This window comes from Aquidulcibacter paucihalophilus, from assembly GCA_030285985.1.
Lineage (GTDB): Bacteria > Pseudomonadota > Alphaproteobacteria > Caulobacterales > Caulobacteraceae > Brevundimonas.
The window spans coordinates 142,324-156,218 of record CP127384.1 but is presented as its reverse complement, the minus strand read 5'-3'; the positions used below and the strand labels follow the sequence as shown (position 1 = coordinate 156,218).

General features: G+C 68.6%; 18 protein-coding genes. 11 read left to right on the top strand and 7 right to left on the bottom strand.

The features are described from left to right. Positions 1 to 79 precede the first annotated feature (79 nt). Positions 80 to 2,248: a M3 family metallopeptidase gene (locus KB221_00855; protein WIY69589.1), complete on the bottom strand. Its 2,169-nt coding sequence runs from the start codon at positions 2,246 to 2,248 to the stop codon at positions 80 to 82. 124 nt (positions 2,249 to 2,372) lie between these two features. Between KB221_00855 and KB221_00850 the strand changes: the two genes are divergently transcribed. Both KB221_00850 and KB221_00845 read left to right on the top strand, forming a co-directional pair. Beyond that, on the top strand, positions 2,373 to 3,224 hold the full coding sequence (locus KB221_00850; GenBank protein ID WIY69588.1) for an aspartate/glutamate racemase family protein: 852 nt from the start codon (positions 2,373 to 2,375) through the stop codon (positions 3,222 to 3,224). 45 nt (positions 3,225 to 3,269) lie between these two features. Next, the gene (locus KB221_00845; protein WIY69587.1) at positions 3,270 to 3,785 is read left to right on the top strand and encodes a hypothetical protein; all 516 of its coding nucleotides are present in this window, start codon (positions 3,270 to 3,272) and stop codon (positions 3,783 to 3,785) included. Here KB221_00845 and KB221_00840 read toward each other — a convergent pair. Together KB221_00840 and KB221_00835 are read right to left on the bottom strand one after the other, a co-directional pair. Then, entirely contained in the window at positions 3,782 to 4,315 is a 534-nt protein-coding gene (locus tag KB221_00840) for a carboxymuconolactone decarboxylase family protein (protein WIY69586.1), read from the bottom strand. The genes KB221_00845 and KB221_00840 overlap by 4 nt on opposite strands. 100 nt (positions 4,316 to 4,415) lie before the next feature. Beyond that, positions 4,416 to 4,970 (bottom strand): peroxiredoxin, encoded by a 555-nt coding sequence (locus tag KB221_00835; protein WIY69585.1) that lies wholly within the window; start codon positions 4,968 to 4,970, stop codon positions 4,416 to 4,418. Positions 4,971 to 5,200: 230 nt separating this feature from the next. On the opposite strand from KB221_00835, the gene KB221_00830 reads away from it, so the two are divergent. Both KB221_00830 and KB221_00825 read left to right on the top strand, forming a co-directional pair. Beyond that, a complete protein-coding gene (locus KB221_00830) occupies positions 5,201 to 6,097 on the top strand; it encodes an SIMPL domain-containing protein (protein WIY69584.1) in 897 nt (298 codons plus the stop codon). Positions 6,098 to 6,141: 44 nt separating this feature from the next. Next, positions 6,142 to 6,570, top strand: coding sequence for an HIT domain-containing protein (locus KB221_00825; protein WIY69583.1), 429 nt, complete (start codon positions 6,142 to 6,144; stop codon positions 6,568 to 6,570). Here KB221_00825 and KB221_00820 read toward each other — a convergent pair. Further along, positions 6,554 to 7,108, bottom strand: coding sequence for a hypothetical protein (locus KB221_00820; GenBank protein ID WIY69582.1), 555 nt, complete (start codon positions 7,106 to 7,108; stop codon positions 6,554 to 6,556). The two genes, KB221_00825 and KB221_00820, sit on opposite strands and share 17 nt — an antisense overlap. A gap of 180 nt (positions 7,109 to 7,288) precedes the next feature. On the opposite strand from KB221_00820, the gene sdhC reads away from it, so the two are divergent. From sdhC to KB221_00785, 7 genes are read left to right on the top strand one after another with little or no spacing between them, the layout of a single operon-like run. Next, entirely contained in the window at positions 7,289 to 7,762 is a 474-nt protein-coding gene (gene sdhC, locus KB221_00815; GenBank protein ID WIY69581.1) for a succinate dehydrogenase, cytochrome b556 subunit, read from the top strand. Then, positions 7,759 to 8,166: a succinate dehydrogenase, hydrophobic membrane anchor protein gene (gene sdhD / locus KB221_00810; protein ID WIY69580.1), complete on the top strand. Its 408-nt coding sequence runs from the start codon at positions 7,759 to 7,761 to the stop codon at positions 8,164 to 8,166. Before sdhC ends, sdhD begins: the two co-directional genes overlap by 4 nt. 6 nt (positions 8,167 to 8,172) lie before the next feature. Beyond that, positions 8,173 to 9,957: a succinate dehydrogenase flavoprotein subunit gene (gene sdhA / locus KB221_00805; protein WIY69579.1), complete on the top strand. Its 1,785-nt coding sequence runs from the start codon at positions 8,173 to 8,175 to the stop codon at positions 9,955 to 9,957. Then, the gene (locus KB221_00800) at positions 9,957 to 10,757 is read left to right on the top strand and encodes a succinate dehydrogenase iron-sulfur subunit (GenBank protein ID WIY69578.1); all 801 of its coding nucleotides are present in this window, start codon (positions 9,957 to 9,959) and stop codon (positions 10,755 to 10,757) included. Before sdhA ends, KB221_00800 begins: the two co-directional genes overlap by 1 nt. 1 nt (position 10,758) lies before the next feature. After that, the gene (locus KB221_00795) at positions 10,759 to 11,079 is read left to right on the top strand and encodes a 2Fe-2S iron-sulfur cluster-binding protein (GenBank protein ID WIY69577.1); all 321 of its coding nucleotides are present in this window, start codon (positions 10,759 to 10,761) and stop codon (positions 11,077 to 11,079) included. A 9-nt stretch (positions 11,080 to 11,088) separates the two neighbouring features. Then, positions 11,089 to 11,889 carry a kinase gene (locus KB221_00790; GenBank protein ID WIY69576.1) on the top strand — a complete coding sequence of 267 codons (801 nt, stop codon included), beginning with the start codon at positions 11,089 to 11,091 and terminating at the stop codon, positions 11,887 to 11,889. After that, a complete protein-coding gene (locus KB221_00785; protein ID WIY69575.1) occupies positions 11,886 to 12,212 on the top strand; it encodes a PilZ domain-containing protein in 327 nt (108 codons plus the stop codon). Before KB221_00790 ends, KB221_00785 begins: the two co-directional genes overlap by 4 nt. On the opposite strand, the gene KB221_00780 is transcribed toward KB221_00785, so the two are convergent. The 3 genes from KB221_00780 to KB221_00770 are packed head-to-tail and all read right to left on the bottom strand — an operon-like array spanning position 12,209 to position 13,859. Beyond that, entirely contained in the window at positions 12,209 to 12,991 is a 783-nt protein-coding gene (locus tag KB221_00780) for a sulfite exporter TauE/SafE family protein (protein WIY69574.1), read from the bottom strand. The two genes, KB221_00785 and KB221_00780, sit on opposite strands and share 4 nt — an antisense overlap. 4 nt (positions 12,992 to 12,995) lie before the next feature. Continuing rightward, positions 12,996 to 13,529 (bottom strand): rhodanese family protein, encoded by a 534-nt coding sequence (locus tag KB221_00775; protein WIY69573.1) that lies wholly within the window; start codon positions 13,527 to 13,529, stop codon positions 12,996 to 12,998. 3 nt (positions 13,530 to 13,532) lie between these two features. Continuing rightward, positions 13,533 to 13,859, bottom strand: a complete 327-nt coding sequence (locus KB221_00770; protein WIY69572.1) for a metalloregulator ArsR/SmtB family transcription factor — start codon at positions 13,857 to 13,859, stop codon at positions 13,533 to 13,535. Positions 13,860 to 13,895: the final 36 nt, after the last annotated feature.

Sequence of the window (13,895 nt, the reverse complement as noted above, 5' to 3'; positions counted from 1 at the left end):
CGCCGGCGCGGACAGACAAAAGGGCCGGCGGATCACTCCGCCGGCCCCCTTGTTATTGTCGCTGACGCTCGCGACCCGGTCAGGAAACCGGGAAGCCCCGCACCTTCAGCAGGGCCGTGACGTCCGGGTCGCGGCCGCGGAAGCGGCGATAGGCCTCGGCGCGGTCGGTGGTGTTGCCCTCGGCCAGGATGATCGCCTTGTAGCGGCTGGCGATGTCCGGATTGAAGACGTCGCCGGAGTCCTCGAAATAGGCCCAGGTGTCGGCGTCCATGACCTCTGACCAGAGGTAGGAATAGTAGCCCGCCGAATAGGCGTCCGAAGTGAACAGGTGATTGAACTGCGGCAGGCGGTGCCGCATCACGATCTCCTTCGGCATGCCGTAGCGGGCCAGGCTCTCGCGCTCGAAGGCGTCGATGTCGGTCGGCGGGGTCGCCTGGGTGTGCAGGTCCATATCGACCAGGGCCGAGGACAGATAGCTGACCGTCGCATAGCCCTGGTTGAAGGTCTGGGCGGCCTGCACCTTGTCGACCAGCGCCTGCGGCATGGGTTCGCCGGTCTGGTAGTGTTTCATGAAGCCGTCGAGGATCGGCCGGCTCAGCACCCAGTGCTCGTGGACCTGCGACGGATATTCGACATAGTCGCGCGGCGTGCCGCCCAGGGCCGGATAGGTCACCTTCGACGAATAGGCGTGCAGGGTGTGGCCGAACTCGTGGAACAGGGTCTCGGCGTCGTCGAGCGAGATCAGGATCGGCTCGCTGCCTTCGGCCTTGACGAAATTGTTGTTGTTCGAGCCGAGGGTGTTCTTCTCGCCGTCAAAGGTCGAATGAGACCGGTAGGTCGTCATCCAGGCCCCGGACCGCTTGCCGGCGCGGGCATAGTCGTCGGCGTAGTAGAGGCCGATCGGCCGGCCGGCGTCCTTGACCTCATAGACGGTGACGTCCGGATGGAAGACCGGCACGGTGCCCGCGGGCAGTTTTTCGAAGGTGAAGCCGTACAGGCGACGCGCCATCTCGAACGAGCCGGCGCGGACGTTGTTGAGCTCGAAATAGGGTTTCAGCTCGTTCTGGTCGAGGTCGTACTTCTGCTTCCGGACCTTCTCCGCATAGTAGAGGTAGTCCCACGGCTCGATGTCGTGACCGGCGATCGCGCGCATGTCGGCGACCTCTTCCGCCACCCGCGCCTTGGCCGGTGCCCAGACGCGGTTCATAAGATCCATGGCCGCGCGCGGGGTCTTCGCCATCGTGTCCTGCATCCGCCATTCGGCGTGGTTGCCGAAGCCCAGCAGACGGGCGCGGTCCTGACGCAGCTTCACGATCTCGGCGATGGTCGCATTGGTGTCGTTGCGGTCGCCGTTGTCGCCGCGGTTGACGAATTTGCGCCAGACCACTTCGTGCAGGCCGCGGTCGTCGGCGAAGCTGAGGAAGGGATCGACGCTCGAGCGGGTGTTGACGATGGCCCAGCCCTGGACGTTGCGGCTGCGGGCCGCGGCGGCCGCGGCGGCCTTGTTCGAGGCGGGCAGGCCGGCGACGCCGGCTTCGGTCGAGATGACCGTCCAGGTGTTTTCGTCGGCCACGACCTTCTGGCCGAAGCTGGTGAAGGCATTGGCCAGGGCGGTGTTGATCCGACCCAGCTCGGCCTTGCCGGCGGCGTCCAGCGCGGCGCCGTTGCGCACGAAGCTGTCGCGGCTGCGGGTCGCGATCCGGGTCTGTTCGGCGGTCAGGCCGGCGGCCGCGGCACCGTCGGCGACGGCCTTGATACGGGCGAACAGCCGCTCATTGAAGGTGATCTCGTCGCCGGACGCCGACAGCAGGGGCGACAGTTCGGTATCGACCTCATTGTAGTCGTCCGAGCCGATGTTCGAGGTCATGACGCCGTAGATGGAGCCGGCCCGGTCCAGCGGTTCGCCGGCCATCTGCAGGGCGACCATGGTGTTGGCGAAGGTGGCGGGTTCCGGATTGTTGGCGATCGCCTCGATCTCGGCGCGCTGCAGCTCGATGCCTTCCAGCATGGCGGCGCGCAGTTTGGCTGCGGTCACCCGGTCCCAGGGCGGGGTGCCGCCGTAAGCGCCTGTCCAGGGTTGCAACAGTTCGGCCCGGGGCGTCTGGACCGGCAGGACGGCGCGGGCGATGGCGGCGTCCGCCGCCAGGGTCGCGGCCGGGGTGCCCCCGCCCATCGACATGCCGTTGGAGGCGCAGGCCGACAGGGCGAGCAGACTGCCTCCGGCGACAAGAAGCTGGCGTCTGTGCATGGGTAAACTCCGTCCGAAATGGGAATTGTGCGGACCGTAGGCCCTTCCCGGCCTGACTGTCACATGAACGGGCCGTAATCTTCGCTGGTGGACGCGGTCCGGCGGGGCGTCTAAACGCCGCGCCATGGCGATTGGCGTTTTTGACTCCGGCGTGGGCGGCCTCACCGTCCACCGCGAACTGACACGACGGTTCCCCGAGCGGGACTTCGTCTATCTGGCCGACCAGGCCAACGCCCCCTATGGCGGCCGCGGCGGCGAGGAGATCGTCGACCTGACCCGGGCCGGCTGCGAGCGGCTGTTCGAGGCCGGGGCCAATGTCATCGTCCTCGCCTGCAATACGGCCTCCGCCATCGCCCTGCGCCGCCTGCAGCAGAGCTGGGTGCCCGAGGCCCGCGCCCGTCACGGCCGGGCGATCAATGTTCTGGGCATCATCGTTCCGACCATCGAGGCCGCGACCGGCCTGCCCTGGACCTATGAGCGGACGCCGCTGGACGACAAGATCGAGGCGATCGACATCACCGGCGTCTTCTGCACCGCCGCCACGGCCATGAGCCGGGTCTATGAGATCGAGATCGACAAGCGTCGTGAGGACCTGGCCGTCTTCTCCGAACCCTGCCCGGGCCTTGCCGGCCTGATCGAACTCGGCGCCCCGGCCGAGGAACTGAAGGTGGTGGTCGACGACCATGTCGACGCCCTGCGCCGCCGCATCGGCCGCCATCCCGACCAGGCCATCCTCGGCTGCACCCATTATGAGATCGTGGCCGACCTGTTCGCCGCCGCCCTGCCGCCCGGCACGCCGGTGATCCACCAGCCCACCGCCGTCGCCGACGCCCTCGCCCGTTATTTCGAGCGCCACCCCGAGTACGACCTCGGCGGCTCGGGTCGCCGCGACTTCCTCACCAGCGGCAAGGCCGGACCACAGTCCGATCTGGTCAGCCAGTTCTGGGGCGCCCCGCTGACCTTCACCCCGGCTTGACACTTCGGGTCCGACCGCCGCCCATGCGGGCCGGGAGGATCATGGATGCTCAAGACCATTTCGGCCGGCCTGGCGCTGGCGATGCTTGCAACCACCGCCTCGGCCGAGATCAGGGCGCGGACGGAAAACGGCTTCACGCTCGCCTTCGAGCGCCCGGTCCGGGCCGCGCCGGAGACGGTACTTGAAACCGTGGCCATGCCCGCCGGCTGGTGGAGCAGCGAGCACACCTATTCCGGCGATGCCGCCAATATCCGTCTGGATCTCATCCCCGGCGGCTGCTGGTGCGAAGCCTTGCCCGGTGGCGGGATCAAACATGCCGAGGTCGTGATGGTCTGGCCCGAGCGCCGCATGGTGCGTTTCGATGCCCCGTTCGGCCCCTTGCAGGGCATGGGCGCTGACGCTGTCCTGACCATGACCTGGTCCGATCCGCCCGACGGCGGCGAGCGGGTGCTCCGATGGACCTTTGTGGTCAACGGGCCGGGAACCGGTGCCATGGCGGACGCCATCGACGCCGTCATGACCGAGCAGTTCCGCCGGCTCGGGGACCGGCTGGACCTCTAGCCCGCCAGCGCCGCTTCCGAGGCCGCGATCCGGCTGGCGGCGTGGACCACCGAGGCAATGCGCAGGGCCGTCTGGACATGGGTCGCCGGCACGCCGTGCTGGCGCAGGGCACCCTCGTGGGCGTCGAGGCAGGCCCCGCAGCCGTTGATGGCCGAGACGGCCGTCGACCACAGCTCGAAATCCATCTTGTCCACGCCCGGATTGGCCAGGATGTTCATCCGCAGCCGGGCGGGGATGGTCGTGTACTCGTGGTTCTTCATCAGGTGCAGCGACCGGTAGTAGATGTTGTTCATGCCCATGATGGCGGCGGCGGCCTTGGCCGCGGTCATCGCCTCGGGCGTCAGCACCGTCGCCGCCTGGGCCTCGATCGCCTTGACCACCGACGCGACGCCGACCGCATGGGCCGAGGCGAGGAAACAGCCCCATTTCTGCTGGTCGTTCAGCACGGTCTCCGAGGCGAGCGAGCCGAGGTTCAGGGAGATGTCCTTGGCATAGGCCGGCATCAGGTCGCGAAGGGCGTCGAGGGACATGGATACTCTCAAGGTCGAGGGATGAGGGTCGAGGCAGAAGGCAGGGGTCGAGAGGCCGGGACTTTCGTCCCTCGCCCCCCGACCCTCGTCCCTGCGGCGCTTAGGCCGCCAGCGTCTCGCCGCCGACCGGGCGGTTGCAGGCGCACAGTTCGTCGGTCTGCAGGGCGTCGACGACCCGCAGGGTGTCGGCCGGGGCGCGGCCCACGTTCAGGTTGGTGACATAGACGTGCTGCACGACATTGTGCGGGTCGACCACGAACGTGGCGCGCAGGGCGACGCCTTCGGCCTCGTCCAGAACGCCGAGGTCGCGGGCGAATTTGCCGCCGTTGTCGGCGAACTGCCAGATCGGCAGCTTGGACAGGTCGGCGTGGTCGCGGCGCCAGGCCAGCTTCACGAACTCATTGTCGGTCGAGCCGCCCATCACCACGGTGTCGCGGTCGTTGAACTCGCGGGCCAGCGAGGCGAACTCGGCGATCTCGGTCGGGCACACGAAGGTGAAGTCCTTCGGGTAGAAGAAGATGACCTTCCACTTGCCTTCGAAGCTGTCCTTGGTGATCGGCTCGAAGGCCGAGACGCCGTTCTCTTCGTGGCTGTTGAAGCCCGGCTTGACGCCGATGATCTTGAAGTCCGGCAGTGTTTGTCCAACGCCCAGCATGGCGGGTGCTCCTGAGATGTCTGAAAGGGATTGCGCCGGGGAGAGGCGCCGCAACCGCGAAATGGCTTGTGCAGTGCACAAAGTCAATGATTGGAAACGGGTTTGTTTGATAGATAATTTCTATCGCAGCGATAGGTGGGGTGACTCCGCAGTTCCGACGAAAGCGGATCGCGGCTTTACCCGTGCTTTCAGGTGCCCCAGGGTCAGCGGGCAATCGAAGGATGTCCCCCATGCGCCGACTGACCGCCGCCCTGTTGATCGCCACGGCCCTGCCTGTCGTCCTGCCCGCGGCCGCGACGGCCCAGACGCCAACGGCCAGCATGGGCGACCGCTATGTGCCGGCCCCCTGGTGGATGCGCGATCCGGTCATCGCCTCGGTCGGCTATGTCCGCGCCGAGGTCCCTGCCAACCGCGCCGGTTTCGGGGCGACTTTCCAGTCCATCGACCGCAGCGCCGCCGACGCCTCGCGCAAGGCGGCCGACCAGATCCGCGCCCTCAGCCAGGCCCTCGCGGCCTATGGCGTCGACGCCGTCCGGGTCGAGACCGCCATCACCACCCGCCCGATCTATGACCAGTATCGCGACGAGGCCGGCGTCCTGCGCGACAACGTCCGCCCGGATCGCATCGCCCGCTACCAGGCGGATGCCTCGGTCAGCATCACCGTCCGCGACGTGTCCGTGCTCGAGCGGGTCTATGCGACCGTGATCGCCTCCGAGCCGACCTCGACCAGCCGGGTCAGCTTCAGCCTCGATCCGGACAACGCGACCAACACCTGGCTTCAGGCCGAGGCGGTCAAGGACGCGGCCCGGCGGGCGCGTGAGGCGGCGACCAACGCCGGGGCCAGCCTCGGCGGCGTCCGGGTGATCGATCCGACCGGCCGCGCCTGCGAAACCGATGTCCTGGCGGGCTGGCCGTCCTATTCCTCCGGCTCCGAGCAGGCGACCACCGTCGACGAGGTTGTGGTCACCGGGTCGCGGGTCGTGCGCAGCGCGGCCCCGGCACCGCCGCCCCCGCCTCCCGGTGCGGCCGCGCCGACCGAGGATCAGATCGAGGCGGCCCGACTGGCCATGCAGCCGCCCCTGCGCGAACTGACCGACCGCGCCTGCGTGGTCTATGCGCTGAACTGACCCGTCCGGCTTGACCCGGCACCGCCTCCGGGCGACCGAAGGGCATGACCGCTGTGTTCAAAGCTGACCCGGCCTTCGAGACGGGCTCCGTCATCGCCTGCGACTGGACCCTGTGCCAGGTGCGGCTGCAGGACGACGCCCGCTATCCGTGGCTGATCCTGATCCCGCGCCGCGCCGGTCTGCACGAGATCGAGGACCTCAGCCCCGCCGAGCGCGCCGTTCTGATGGACGAGGTCGTCCGCGCCGGCGAACGGGTGCGCGACCTGGGGCAGGCCGCCGGTCGGCCGGTGCAGAAGCTGAACGTCGCCGCCCTCGGCAATGTCACCGCCCAGCTGCATGTCCATGTCGTCGGCCGCCGCCATGACGACGACCAGTGGCCGGATCCGGTCTGGGGGCGCGGCGCGGCTGTGCCTTACGGTGCCAACGGGCTTCAGGCGGCGGTGTCGCGCGTCCGGCTCAGTTCGGGCGGATAAGGCTTGCGGGTCGGGTCTCGCCGCGGATTGTCAGCTGCCCGCGCCAGCCGCTCCCGGTCCGCTCCAGGGTCATCGCGCCCACGCCCTCGAGCGTCAGGGTCGCGCCGTCCGAGGTCGCCGGTCCCCAACCCGCGGGACCGCGCCAGCCGCCCTCGACCGGTCCAGCGCCCGGATCGCTAAGAACCAGGTCATAGAGCCGTTGCCCCGCCGCATCGACCAGCCGCCATGCCCCGTCCAGCCGCCCCGCGGCCTGATCGGCGCGGATCTCGGCGGATGTCACGCCCTGCTCATAGGCCGCCTCGACGTCGCTCGGCGTAAACTCATAGGAGCGGACATAGGCCTCGACCACCACCGGCGCTTCCAGCGGACGGCGGTACAGGTCGCTGTCCGCATCGCCCTGGGCCGGTTCACGGGCGAAATCCCGGCCCGGCTCGAACGGCCGGATTACCGGCGCCTGATAGGCGGCCTGGGTGGACGGATGCGGCGCGGCTTCCTGCATCAGCAGGCCGGCGAAGGCGAGGACGATCAAACCCGACATGGCTTCAGACTGACGTGAAAGGGCGCGAATGACAAAGGCCGTGCACCCCGCCCGCGAATTCGTGATCCGGAATGCCGCACCTGCTCACGTTTCGTTGACCCCCGCCGCCACGCTGACTAAACCCCATTCACCGGTTTCGAGCGGCTGAATTCGCTCAGGTTTCTGAGAACCATTCGCAATATGTCGACCTCCCCCTTGCCGGGCGACGCCTCCAACGACTCGTCTGACGATCAGACCGGCCGTTTTGTGGTCCAGCCCAACGGCCGTGTCCGTCCCCTGTCGCCGCATCTGCAGATCTGGCGCTGGCATGTCACCATGCTCGCCTCGATCCTCAACCGCATGACCGGCGGTGCGCTCTCGGTCGGGGCGGTGCTGGTCTTCGTCTGGTTGATGGCCCTCGCCTTCGGCCCTGAGGCCTATGCGACCTTCACCGGCTGGATGGGGTCCCCGCTGGGCCTGTTCGTCTGGTTCGGCCTGACCGTCGCGCTCTGCCTGCACCTGGCCGGCGGCATCCGCCACCTGATCTGGGACGCCGGCCGCGGCCTGTCGCCCAAGGCCGCCGATGCCCTGTCCTGGGCCTCGATCGTCGGCGGCGTCCTCATCGCCGTGGCCTTCTGGGCCTTGCTGTTCAGCGCCGGGAGGGTCGGACTGTGAGCCGCCACACCAAGACCTTCGTGAAGGGCGTCAAGGTTTCCGAGCGCCACGGCGCCGGGGAATGGACCGCCGAACGGCTGTCGTCTGCCATCCTCGTTCCCCTGACCCTCTGGGGCCTTTGGAGCGGCTACGCCCTGTCGGGCGGCGGCTATGACGCGGCGCTCGCCTGGTTCCGCTCGCCGGTGAACGCCGTCCTGCTGGCCGTCACCCTGCTGGTCAGCGTCTGGCACATGCAGATGGGGCTGAAGGTCATCGTCGACGACTATATCCACAAGCCCGGCTCGCGCGGCGCGCTGCTCGGCCTGATCGGCCTGCTCTGCGTCCTCATCGCAGCGGCGGGCGTATTCTTCATCGTACGGCTGGCCCTGGGCTCTGCGCCCCTGCCTGCCGGCTTCGGGATCTGACGGCTGATGGCTGCTTATGAATTTGTCGATCACGCCTATGACGTCGTCGTCGTCGGCGCGGGCGGCTCGGGCCTTCGCGCCGCCCTCGGCGCGGCCCAGCAGGGGCTGAAGGTCGCCTGCGTCACCAAGGTCTTCCCGACCCGTTCGCACACGGTCGCGGCCCAGGGTGGCATCTCCGCCTCGCTCGGCAACATGGGCGAGGACAGCTGGCAGTGGCACATGTACGACACCGTCAAGGGGTCGGACTGGCTCGGCGACCAGGACGCCATCGAATACCTCGTCCGCAACGCGCCCAAGGCCGTCTATGAGCTCGAGCACTGGGGCGTGCCCTTCTCGCGCACCGAGGAAGGCAAGATCTACCAGCGCGCCTTCGGCGGCATGACCCGCAATTTCGGTGAGGGCCCGGTGCAGCGCACCTGCGCCGCCGCCGACCGCACCGGCCACGCCATCCTGCACACCCTCTACGGCCAGTCGGTCCGCCGCGAGGTCGAGTTCTTCGTCGAATATTTCGCGCTGGACCTGATCATGCAGGACGGTGCCTGCACCGGCGTGACCGCGCTGAAGCTCGACGACGGCACGATGCATCGCTTCCGCGCCAAGCTCGTCATCCTGGCCACCGGCGGCTACGGCCGGGCCTATTTCTCGGCCACCAGCGCCCACACCTGCACCGGCGACGGCAATGCCATGGTGCTGCGCGCCGGCCTGCCGCTGCAGGACATGGAGTTCGTGCAGTTCCACCCGACCGGCATCTACGGAGCCGGCTGTCTGATCACCGAGGGCGCCCGCGGTGAGGGCGGCTATCTGACCAACTCGGAAGGCGAGCGCTTCATGGAGCGCTATGCGCCGACCGTGAAGGATCTGGCCCCGCGCGACATGGTCAGCCGCTCCATGACCATCGAGATCCGCGAAGGCCGCGGGGTGGGCCCGAACAAGGACCACATCCACCTGCACCTCGATCACCTCGATCCGGCCGTCCTGCACGAACGCCTGCCGGGCATTTCCGAGAGCGCCAAGATCTTCGCCGGCGTCGATGTGACGAAGCAGCCGATCCCGGTCCTGCCGACCGTCCACTACAATATGGGCGGCATCCCCACGAACTATCACGGCGAGGTCCTGACCAAGGTCGGCGACAATGCCGACACCGTGGTCCCCGGCCTGATGGCCGTCGGCGAGGCGGCCTGCGTCTCGGTGCACGGCGCCAACCGTCTGGGCTCCAACAGCCTGACCGACCTGGTCGTCTTCGGCCGCGCCGCCGGCCTGCGCTGCGGCGAGGTGGTCGACAAGGCCTCGAAGGTGCCGGACGCCCCGGCCTCGACGACGGACGGCCACCTGGCCCGCCTCGACCGCTTCCGCAACGCCAACGGCTCGACCCCTACGTCGAAGCTGCGCATCGACATGCAGCGCGCCATGCAGTCGGACGCCGCCGTCTTCCGCACCGGCAAGACCCTGGAGGAGGGCGTCGCCAAACTGCGCGCCATCCACGCCGCCGGCGACGACATCAAGACCACTGACCGCGGCCTGATCTGGAACACCGATCTGGTCGAGACCCTCGAATACGACAACCTGATCGATCAGGCCCTGGTCACCATCGAGGGTGCCCTGAACCGCACCGAAAGCCGCGGTGCCCACGCCCGCGAGGACTATCCGGACCGCAACGACGTCGAGTGGATGAAACACACCCTCGCCTGGAAGGTCCCCGGCGATGCAGTGAAGATCGATTACCGGCCGGTGCATAACTACACGATGTCCAGGGACATCGATTACATCGAGCCCAAGGCACGGGTGTACTGATGGTTCAACTCACTCTTCCGAAGGGCTCCAAGCCCTCGCGCGGCAAGGTTCACAAGGCCCCCGCCGGCGCGAAGAACGTCAAGACCTACAAGGTCTATCGCTACGACCCCGAGGTCGACGCCGACCCGCGCTGGGACACGTTCGAGATCTCGGCCGACGATCACGGCCCGATGCTGCTCGACGCCCTGATCCACATCAAGAACGAGATCGACCCGACCCTGACCTTCCGGCGGTCGTGCCGCGAGGGCATCTGCGGCTCGTGCTCGATGAACATCGACGGACGCAACACCCTGGCCTGCACCAAGGGCTGGGAGGAATGCTCCTCCTCGACCATCTCGATCGCGCCGCTGCCGCATCAGCCGGTGGTCAAGGATCTGGTGACGGACCTGACCCTGTTCTACGCCCAGTACGACTCGATCCAGCCCTACCTCCAGTCCGACGAGCCGGACCCGGAGAAGGAGCGCATCCAGCTGCCGGAAGACCGCGCCAAGCTGGACGGCCTGTACGAATGCATCCTGTGCGCCTGCTGCTCGACCTCCTGCCCGAGCTACTGGTGGAACCAGACGGAATACCTCGGCCCCGCGGCCCTGCTTCAGTCCTACCGCTGGATCGCCGACAGCCGCGATGATGCCACGGACAAGCGGCTCGACGACCTCGAGGACCCGTTCAAACTCTACCGCTGCCACACCATCATGAACTGCGCCCAGGTCTGCCCGAAGGGGCTGAACCCCGCCGAGGCGATCGCCAAGACCAAGAAGCTGATGGTGGCACCGTCACGCAAGAAGACCGAGGCCGCCTGACTTGGCGAAAATTACCTACATCGAACACGACGGCCGCGAGCACACGGTCGAGGTCAAGAACGGCCTCTCCGTCATGGAGGGGGCGATCCGCAACAACGTCCCCGGCATCGACGCCGACTGCGGCGGGGCCTGTGCCTGCGCCACCTGCCACGTCTATGTCGATGAGGCCTTCGCCGCCGAGACCGGCCGCGCCTCGGCCATGGAGGAGTCGATGCTGGACTTCGCCGAGAACGTCCAGCCGAACAGCCGCCTGTCCTGCCAGATCCGGGTGTCCGACGATCTGGACGGCCTGATCGTCCGCCTGCCCGAAAACCAGCACTGAGCCGCGGCCGTGGGCCGGGCCAATCCTGAGCTCGTCGATCGGGTCGGCCGGCTGATCGCCGGGGGCCCGAAGGCTCGCCCGCCCCTGATCGCCATCGTCGGCGCGCAGGGGTCGGGCAAGACCACCCTCGCCCGCGCCGCCGCCGACCGGTTCGGTGCCGCCCAGATTTCCATCGACGACGTCTATCTGACCCGCGCCGAACGCGAGGCCATGGCGCGCGACGTCCACCCGCTGTTCGTCACCCGTGGCCCGCCGGGGACGCATGACCTCGGTCTGCTGCAACAGCTCATCGATGCCCTCTCGGCCGCCGGGCCCGATGACGAGACGCGTATCCCCGATTTCGACAAGCGCGGCGACGATCGCCGGCCCGTGGAGGCCTGGCGAGTCTTCCGGGGCCGGCCCTCGGCCATACTGATCGACGCCTGGTGCCTGGGGGCCCTGCCAGAAGAGGCGGCGGCACTGGTCGCGCCGGTCAATGCCCTCGAGGCCGAACAGGACGCCGACGGCGGCTGGCGGCGCGCCGTCAACGGCTTCGTCGACGGGGCCTGTGCCGACTTCATCGCCCGGTTCGACGCCGTCCTTTACCTGCGCGCGCCGTCGTTCGACGTCGTGCTGGACTGGCGCTGCCAGCAGGAGGCCGACCTGCTGGGCGTCGCACCGGCCGACCTGCCCGCGGCCGAGCGCGAACGGCTGGCCGGCTTCATCCAGTATTTCGAACGGATCACACGGCGGATGCTGGCCGGCGGCGTCCGGGCCGATGTCGTGGTGCAACTGGATCGAAACCGTCTGCCGGGCTCTATGTCGGCATGAGCCCGCCGCAGGATCGTCGTTTCGAGCCCCGCTCCGCCGCCAACACCCGGGCGGTGGTGGTCGCGCCCGGCTTCGAACTGTCGTGCCTTCTGGTCGACCAGTCGGCCCAGGGCGGTCGCATCCGGCTCGACCGGAACCTGGTCCTGCCGAAGACGGTGATGGTCATCGACATCGCCATGGGTATGGCCATCGAGGCGCAAGTGGCCTGGCAGAAGGGCCAGGAGGCCGGCCTCAAACGCACCGGTCAGGCGTCGCTGCGGGGCCTGGTCCCCTCGCGCCTCTCCGATGCCCGCGCGGCCTGGATACGGGCGGGCGGGCGCTAGATCCCGGTCAGCGCCTTGATCGCCACATAGACGGCGACGATCAGGATCAGTCCCGCGAACAGACGCCGCCCGAGCAGGGCGTTGGCCCCCAGCCGTCTGGCGATGGGCAGGCCCGCGAGCGTTCCAACCGTGCCGCCCGCGGCCATGGCGGCTACGATCGGCCAGTCGATCAGGCCCGACAGGGCGTAGTTGGCTGCCGTCGTCGCCCCGAAGGCCGCCACGCTGACCAGGGACGAGGCCTGCGCCAGGGCCAGGGTCATGCCCGCGGCCCCCATCAGGCCGGGCACGATCAGAAAGCCGCCGCCGATCCCGAAAAAGCCCGCCGCCGCGCCGACGCCTGCGCCCGAGACCGCGACCCGCGGTGCCATGGCCGGCGTCAGCCGCACGTTCTCGGCTCCGACCGGCGCGGTCGGCCTCAGCATGGCGAGGGCGACCAGACCCATGGCCAGGGCGAAGAAGATGAGCAGGGCATGGCCGTCGATGGCCTTGGCCACGGACGAGCCGGCGAAGGCCCCCACCGAACCGGTGGCGGCGAACAGCAGGGCGCAGGGCCAGCGCACCCGTCCGGCCCTGGCCTGACCGGCCAGCGCCGTCAGGGCGTTGAGCGCGACCCCCGCGGCCGAGGCACCGATGGCGACATGCGGATCCTGGACCCCGACGACATAGAGCAGCAGCGGCACGGCCAGAACCGAGCCGCCGCCGCCGAACACGGTCAGCAGCAGGGCGACGATGCCGCCGCTGAGGATGGCCAGCGCGAGCTGGGCGAGCGTCGGGTCCATCCGGTCACGCGGCCCGCATCGCCCGGTTCCAGGGCATCACGGCCAGAAGCCGTGCCATGCCGCAGAAGCCGGTCGCGCCGGCCAGGAACAGGCCGCCGCCGACAAAGGCCGACAGACCCCAGAAGCCGGGATGGACCAGCAGGCCCAGAAGCGCCCCGATCAGGATCAATCCGCCGGCCGTCATCTGCACCTGCCGCATCAGCTCCAGCGGCGCCTTGGCATTGGTGAGCGTCGGCAGGCCCTGGGCCTTCCAGCCGTCCAGCCCGCCGTCCAGTACAAAGGCCTCGCCGGGAATACGGTCGGCCAGCCGCACGCAGTTCGACCCGGTGCGATTGCCGGTGCGGCACATGAAGACCACGTCCCGACCCGGCCGGAGGTCCAGATGGGCCTCCTCGAAGAGGGACAGGGGGGCGACGACGCTGCCGGCGATCCGCTCGCGCGCGACTTCGTCGGGTTCACGGATGTCGACCAGCAGGGCCTTGCCGGCCTTGATGCGGGCCGAGACCTCGGCCGGGGACAGGGAGGTGAGGGATGCCATGGGTCAGTTTCCTTTGGGAGGAGGGCAATAGATGTCGGCGAGGACGGCGATGACCTTCAGGGCCGCCGGGTCGGCGATGCGGTAGAGAATGGAGACGCCCTCGCGCCGTCCGGCGACCAGGCCCTCCTCACGCAGCACAGCAAGGTGTTGCGAGAGGGCGGACTGGGACAGGCCCACCCGCGGCAGCAGCTCGCCCACGGCGCGTTCGCCGTCGCCGAGCTGGCACAGGATCATCAGGCGCCGTTCGTTCGAGAGCGCCTTCAGAAGGCGGGCGGCCGCGCCGGCGCTGGCTTGAAATTGGTCGGGAGACAGGGTGTGAGCGTCGTTCATGGCGGGACATATATCAGGACTTGCTAAATTAGCAAT